General features: G+C 43.9%; 1 pseudogene. It reads right to left on the reverse strand.

The features are described from left to right. Nucleotides 1-608, reverse strand: a pseudogene (locus tag ACMZ6U_RS10660) (transposase); the annotation flags it as partial.

Here is a 608-nt window from a genome sequence, read left to right on the forward strand (position 1 = left end):
AATTCTCGTAGCCATCATAGCCCTGCTTAGGTGTTGGATGATGTGAAAGCGATCAAGGACAATACGTGCTTTTGGGAGTGAAAGAGTCCACTGGACTCTTTCAGCCTGAGCCTAAAAACAAGATAGCGAAGGTTTTGATGATGGGAATGTAGCTACCAGACATGTCCACAGTGACGACTTGAACCGTCTCACGAACTTTTCTGGGGAATTTGTAGAAGACATTCTTAATCGTGGTTTGCTTATTGTCTTCAAGGACAGTGACGATTTGTCTGGTCTCAAAGTCCTGAGCAATAAAGGCTAGCTGCCCCTTGTTTCTCGAAAATTCATCCCAAGACAGAACGGTAGGTAGCTTATCGAAAGTTTCTTTGATTTGAAAGTCTTCGAGTTGTCTTTGGACAGTCGCTACTGAGACATGACATTGCCTAGCGATAGTGGCATTGCTTAAGGTATCTGTTAGAAGCTGTGTGATTTTAGCCCAGACCGGTTGCTAGATTTGGCAGTTTCTTTTCACTAATGAGGTTTGAGAGGCGACAACCTTGCGACAGCTTTTGCATTGAAAACGGCGCTTCTTGAGTTTTAAGACGGTTGGCATGCCTTTAACATCCAAA

This window comes from Streptococcus pluranimalium, from assembly GCF_047785745.1.
GTDB lineage: Bacteria > Bacillota > Bacilli > Lactobacillales > Streptococcaceae > Streptococcus > Streptococcus pluranimalium_B.